Here is a 565-nt window from a genome sequence, read left to right as displayed (position 1 = left end):
AAGTTTTTAAGGGCGCACGGTGGATGCCTTGGCACCAGGAACCGATGAAGGACGTGGGAGGCCACGATAGGCCCCGGGGAGCTGTCAACCGAGCTTTGATCCGGGGGTGTCCGAATGGGGAAACCCGGCAGTCGTCATGGGCTGTCACCCGCTGCTGAACACATAGGCAGTGTGGAGGGAACGAGGGGAAGTGAAACATCTCAGTACCCTCAGGAAGAGAAAACAACCGTGATTCCGGGAGTAGTGGCGAGCGAAACCGGATGAGGCCAAACCGTATGCGTGTGAGACCCGGCAGGGGTTGCGCATGCGGGGTTGTGGGATCTCTCTTTCGCGGTCTGCCGGCCGTGAGACGAGTCAGAAACCGTATGGATAGGCGAAGGACATGCGAAAGGTCCGGCGTAGAGGGTAAGACCCCCGTAGCTGAAATTCATGCGGCTCGTTGGAGAGACACCCAAGTAGCACGGGGCCCGAGAAATCCCGTGTGAATCTGGCGGGACCACCCGCTAAGCCTAAATATTCCCTGGTGACCGATAGCGGATAGTACCGTGAGGGAATGGTGAAAAGT

At 58.2% G+C, this 565-nt stretch carries 1 rRNA gene; it reads left to right on the top strand.

Annotated elements, in window-relative coordinates:
- A 23S ribosomal RNA gene (locus IE106_RS30030) occupies positions 1-565 on the top strand; the annotation flags it as partial.

The sequence above is a fragment of the Streptomyces roseolilacinus genome, assembly GCF_014649335.1.
GTDB classification, from domain to species: Bacteria; Actinomycetota; Actinomycetes; order Streptomycetales; family Streptomycetaceae; genus Streptomyces; species Streptomyces roseolilacinus.
Note: the sequence above shows the minus strand (reverse complement) of the source record. Positions and strands in the feature narration are given on the sequence as shown.